Annotated in this window: 5 protein-coding genes; all 5 read right to left on the reverse strand. The window is 37.7% G+C overall.

Features of this window, described 5'->3' with window-relative positions; translation table 11 throughout:
• On the reverse strand, nucleotides 1–1,001 hold a 1,001-nt coding region (locus HX13_RS21435; RefSeq protein WP_238555614.1), incomplete at its 3' end, for a DUF6443 domain-containing protein.
• Between the two features lie 6 nt (nucleotides 1,002–1,007).
• Nucleotides 1,008–1,805 (reverse strand): RHS repeat protein, encoded by a 798-nt coding sequence (locus tag HX13_RS21440; protein WP_050022731.1) that lies wholly within the window; start codon nucleotides 1,803–1,805, stop codon nucleotides 1,008–1,010.
• Complete coding sequence (locus tag HX13_RS21445) at nucleotides 1,786–2,364, reverse strand: hypothetical protein (protein ID WP_050022732.1); 579 nt, start codon at nucleotides 2,362–2,364, stop codon at nucleotides 1,786–1,788. Before HX13_RS21445 ends, HX13_RS21440 begins: the two co-directional genes overlap by 20 nt.
• Nucleotides 2,365–2,501: 137 nt before the next feature.
• Nucleotides 2,502–3,791 carry a hypothetical protein gene (locus tag HX13_RS21450; protein ID WP_185113633.1) on the reverse strand — a complete coding sequence of 430 codons (1,290 nt, stop codon included), beginning with the start codon at nucleotides 3,789–3,791 and terminating at the stop codon, nucleotides 2,502–2,504.
• A gap of 290 nt (nucleotides 3,792–4,081) precedes the next feature.
• Nucleotides 4,082–4,651 (reverse strand): T9SS type A sorting domain-containing protein, encoded by a 570-nt coding sequence (locus HX13_RS21455; protein WP_238555615.1) that lies wholly within the window; start codon nucleotides 4,649–4,651, stop codon nucleotides 4,082–4,084.
• Nucleotides 4,652–4,823 lie beyond the last annotated feature (172 nt).

Raw genomic sequence — 4,823 nt, forward strand, 5'->3', positions numbered from 1 at the left:
CTCTGCATACTGATTCTACTTTCACCAGATTGAATCCCAGTATAAGCTACTCTTCCAAACTGATCATATTTAGTAATTAACCATTTGTTTTGTGCTCGGAGATTAGCATCCTGGAATAAAATCAAACGATCAGCCCCATCATATACCATATATTCCCAACCTTTACCCGGTAGCTTCTTTTCTACAAGCCTTCCTTTACCATCATAACGGTACTGATAGCACAAGTCGTTCAGCAAATCGTCCGTGATTGATTTATGAACAGCATTGGGAGGAATAACAAAGGCAAGTTGGTTGTATTCATTGTAAACATAATAGGTATCAATATTTTTTACCCCATCTGTTTTACGTACCAGCATAATTTGCCCCTGCCCATTTTTAAACTCTCGTGTTTCATTTCCATCTTCATCTTTTACTGTATTTTTATATAGTTGATTGGGAGCAAAGGTTTGTGTTGATGATAAACTCAGAATACTTTTAGTCGCATTGTTTTCCCAGGTTGTGGAAGTAACAAATTGATAGACTTCATCAGAAGCATTCGTTCCATATTCAAATTTCACAGGTTTACCAGCCCAGTCATTACCCACCTGGATCTGTTGCTGAATTCTATCCAAAGGTGAGTTTTCCGGCACTTTTTCTGAATAAATCTTTTCCGCACCATAGATGGATGAAGCATTTCCAAGAGGTGAAGCATAGATAGCTCCGTTCTGGGTTCCGGATTGGGGAACGGGCAGGTAATCTTTAACCTGTCTTCCAAACTGGTCATATTCAATATGGGTAACCACATCTTTTCCTGCAGGAGAGGCTTTTACGCCAACCACCTGTTTGGGTCTGCCTAGGCCATCAAAATATTGAACGGTTTCAGATGATTTTGTGGCTGTTGTTCCGCTGTAATCAAGATAAGTTTTAGTCTGTACATAGTTTTCCGTATTGGGAAGTGGGGTAAGCTGGGCTTTTACATTGCCCAACAGCAATATTCCTACCGGGATAATTATCTTTTTCATCGTTTGTTAGTTTTTATAGTTGTATTTCATCTCCTTTAACACTTTTCCATTGGCATCAATCACTTTCTCAAGCCTGTTAGCCGAATCATAAATATAGCTTTCCCTTATCCCGGATGGTGGGGTGATGCTTCGAACTCCTATTAAAGGATCGTAAGTGTAAGTGGTGATCTGATAACCGGAAAGGCTGTTTCTAAAGGTATTCAATGCTGATAAGAATGATGTCTCGTCATTGTTCGCACCAGCTAAAGCATCTGTATTGGACGCATTAACAATAGAATCAATTAATGACTGCTGGATATCTGACAGTTTAGCCCCTTCTATTTTGGCAATAGGCTGGGTTTGGCTATAACCCCAGATAATGACTGTAGAAATTCCATCTTTTGTCGTGTACTGGAGTAAATTTCCTTTAGAGTCATATTGGTCGTAAGTCACTACCATACTGGAATTTGTTACATTCTGAATATCATATTTGTGCTCAGATAAAGGCATCATTAAATTTCCTGTTTGTCCTGTTGGTAATGAAATAGGATATACAGTTTCAGTCTTGCTGATGGTTTTATTATTTTGGAGAGTCTCCAACCTAAGCGGAATTCCTGTCATATTTCTGGCTGTCATCATTATATTATTAAGATCCTGTGCATAAGAATAATTCTGTGAAATCACAGTATTATCCGCTGTAGTACTGCTTTCTCTGGTACGGTTCAGGTGTATAGTACTATCATAAACATAATCGGTCATTGTAGAAACAGCTGTATTGTTCAAGAATTCAGTCACTCTTTTCTTCTTAATTGCTGACGAATTCATGTATTTTTTTATATCCCTGCACCCATACCCCCGAAAGATGATTAAAGGTCACATAGTTATTGTTATCCTTCAGTGTATTAGGATTATAATCAGTATTATCATTATAGCTGTATTCCATTTTCCTTAAAGGAGTGGTAGCTCCCTCACGATAAATGGTTTCAGTTTTTACCTTTCCTCTTAAAATACTACGGTCAATTCCATACAGGTTTCTGAAATTTTTGTATAAATTTTCCGGTGATGATTGGGCATTTCCCGAAGTATATTCTTTTATATTATTTGTATCAGGATTTAAAATGTCCGGATAATCAGCATAACTGGTAAAGTCATATTCTGTATAGCCTTTCCCTGCTGTAATCTCATACACCTTTGAATATCCGATGTTATAACTATCAAGACTATTTTGCTGAATATTCGAGCTTGATCTAAGGAACAATTTCTGTATACCGGAACCGAGATTGAACTCAATATAATAAATATATCTAGGCCAGTTCATCAGAATTCCTGAAGAAGTAGAACTGTTTAAGGTAGTAGTATATCTGTATTCCTTGCTATTGATCATTCCATTATTTTCTGAATAATCAAATTGCTTTTTTAATTCTCGCTCCTCCTATTACTCCTGAATTATCAGTCAGGATAGGTAAAAAGGCGCTTGCTGAATTCCTTTCTATTCGCCTTCCATAATAGGCAGGCTCATATTCAAAAAATTGAGTATCCTTTCGTAGGGTAGGTAATTTTACTCAACAACCCGACATTATATTTTTGAATATTAGGATCTCTATAAGTATTGTCAAGCGTATAATCTCCTGTGATGGTATTGTAGGTATCAATAGGCGCCAGGTTGATATTACTATCATTACCATTCCAATATCCCCAATGGTCAATACCTTTGGTAACATATTGAGGTAGGTTAGAAGTATTATAATATTCGAAATTATATACTTTATTGCTTAGTGAATTAGTAATAGATTTCAAGAACGGTCTTTTATTGGTTCCTCCAAGGTCATCATAAGTAAAAATATGATTTTGAATCAGACGATTGTTATCAAAAAGCTGAATATTATCTATAACATATTCATTGATATAGTCTGCATTTGCCTGTCCTTCATAGTGTTTGATCGGATAGCCTGTATCCTTGTAATTAATCTTCACCTGTTGAGTTCCATAGGTAATACTTTCCAGTAGGGAACGCTTAACCAGCGCAAAAGTTTCTCGTGATGTTGACGTACTAGCACTGGCATTTACGCAGCTAATCAGTCCTCCCGGACAATTTTTCCACTCATCGATCCGCGAGCCATCTTGGAAATATCCCTCAAAATTCAGCACCCGTGGATTGTTTTCAAAGTCAGTCCAATCAGTAGTAAGGCTACAAAAATCGCTGCCCAATGTATCTTGCACATAGCTAAAACTAACTATTTGGCCGTTAGCAAATTCAACTTTGGACAGACTGAAGGAACTTATATAAGGAAAACTATCGAACCAATTTTCTTTACTAAATCCAGGATCTGTCAACGAATAGCTTATTTCATACTTAGAAAAATCTCCACCAAATGTGTATTTATTTCCCTGACCATCTGTAATAATAATAGTCTGATTAGGTGGTTTACAAAATCCCCTTCCTCCATAAGATACCATTCCTGAAAGATCTACCTTAATATTAGGATCATCAGATTCAACCAGTACATTACCATCATTGCCTATTACAAATTTCCCACTCAGTCCCAAAGCATTAAAATTGAAAATATCAGGTTCTCCCTCATAACCATTTTGAGTAGTTCCTAATCTCCAATCTAAGCCATTTAGCCCTCCTGCTCCACTATTCAGATCATATACCTGAGTATTTGTATAAGGATTCAGCCTGACTCCTGTCAAAAATCCATGAAGATCGGCTCCTGTATCAAAAGGATTGGTGTTGGACGAGGTAGGATTTCCCTGATATTCATCTGGAAACCTATTAAGGCTCCTTGTAATTCTCCCCCCAGCAAGCATTGACCAGCCCATTCCTGCATTATCCGATTTCTTGTGCGGCAAAAAACCCGAAGAATCATAAGAAACAAAAAAACGTCGATATTTTTACCACCAGCTGTTGGAATGGAATAAATTGGAATTTTCAGATCCAAGGTACCTGTATATAAATTAATAGGTACATTGCCATATTTTTCAAACGCGTAAGATTGTGGAGATTTGATTTCCACCCGTTGCATTGCCTGCTGTGAAATCGCTTGTGAAGCCGCAAATAGTAACAATGATATATATATTTTTTTCATAAAAGATTAGTTTTATTTTTTAATCAGTTTAGCATTCGCCGTTTTATTAGTATCAGTCTTTATCGTCACCAGATAAGCTCCCTGGATCAAAGCCTGGGTATTGATCTTAGTCACTTTATTCTTTGTTTTCAAACTCTGAAGCTGTCTCCCGCTCATATCATACAACATAATATCAGCTTCTTTAAAGTCAAATCCGATTTCCACATACGCATAATCTGATACCGGGTTAGGATAAATCTTAATGTCATATTTTTCAATTAACTGATCAACCTGCTTGTCTCCCAATTTTACAATCTTCCAGTTTTCTTTCCCCAGCTCTTCTGCGCTGGTTCCTGCAAGGATAATAGAACCATCCCTGTTGAGCTTTAAATCCGAGAGCCTTTCCTCTCTTTGCCTCGATTCTCCTCCCACATGTTTTCTCCACTGCTCATTGCCATTTCCATCCAGGTACAGCATCCAGAAAGTTTCATCGTCCTTTTCAATCCTTCCTTCTGCCTGGGTATAGCCGCCCAATAAAATTCCTTTGGTAGATTTCCCGCGTCCATCTTCCAGCTCCCCGCCTATCACACTCATTCCCATCATTACCTACCAATTTATAGTGAAGCCTTTTTAAGTTTTAAACAATTCGAAATCCGCCAGTTCCGGGGATGTTTTCCGTGTGGGAACAGATGGGGTGCTGCTGGGTGCTTTAGCAGATGTTGCAAAGGTGTCCAATGTTTTAGAAATAGGGACAGGAACAGGACTGATTTCACTG

This window comes from Chryseobacterium sp. P1-3, from assembly GCF_000738495.1.
Lineage (GTDB): Bacteria > Bacteroidota > Bacteroidia > Flavobacteriales > Weeksellaceae > Chryseobacterium > Chryseobacterium gallinarum.

Excerpts from the sequence above, each read along its gene's own strand:
- HX13_RS21440 (WP_050022731.1), bottom strand. The coding sequence starts at position 1,805 with ATGAATTCGTCAGCAATTAAGAAGAAAAGAGTGACTGAATTCTTGAAC.
- HX13_RS21445 (WP_050022732.1), bottom strand. The coding sequence starts at position 2,364 with ATGATCAATAGCAAGGAATACAGATATACTACTACCTTAAACAGTTCT.
- HX13_RS21450 (WP_185113633.1), bottom strand. The coding sequence starts at position 3,791 with ATGCTTGCTGGGGGGAGAATTACAAGGAGCCTTAATAGGTTTCCAGAT.
- HX13_RS21455 (WP_238555615.1), bottom strand. The coding sequence starts at position 4,651 with ATGATGGGAATGAGTGTGATAGGCGGGGAGCTGGAAGATGGACGCGGG.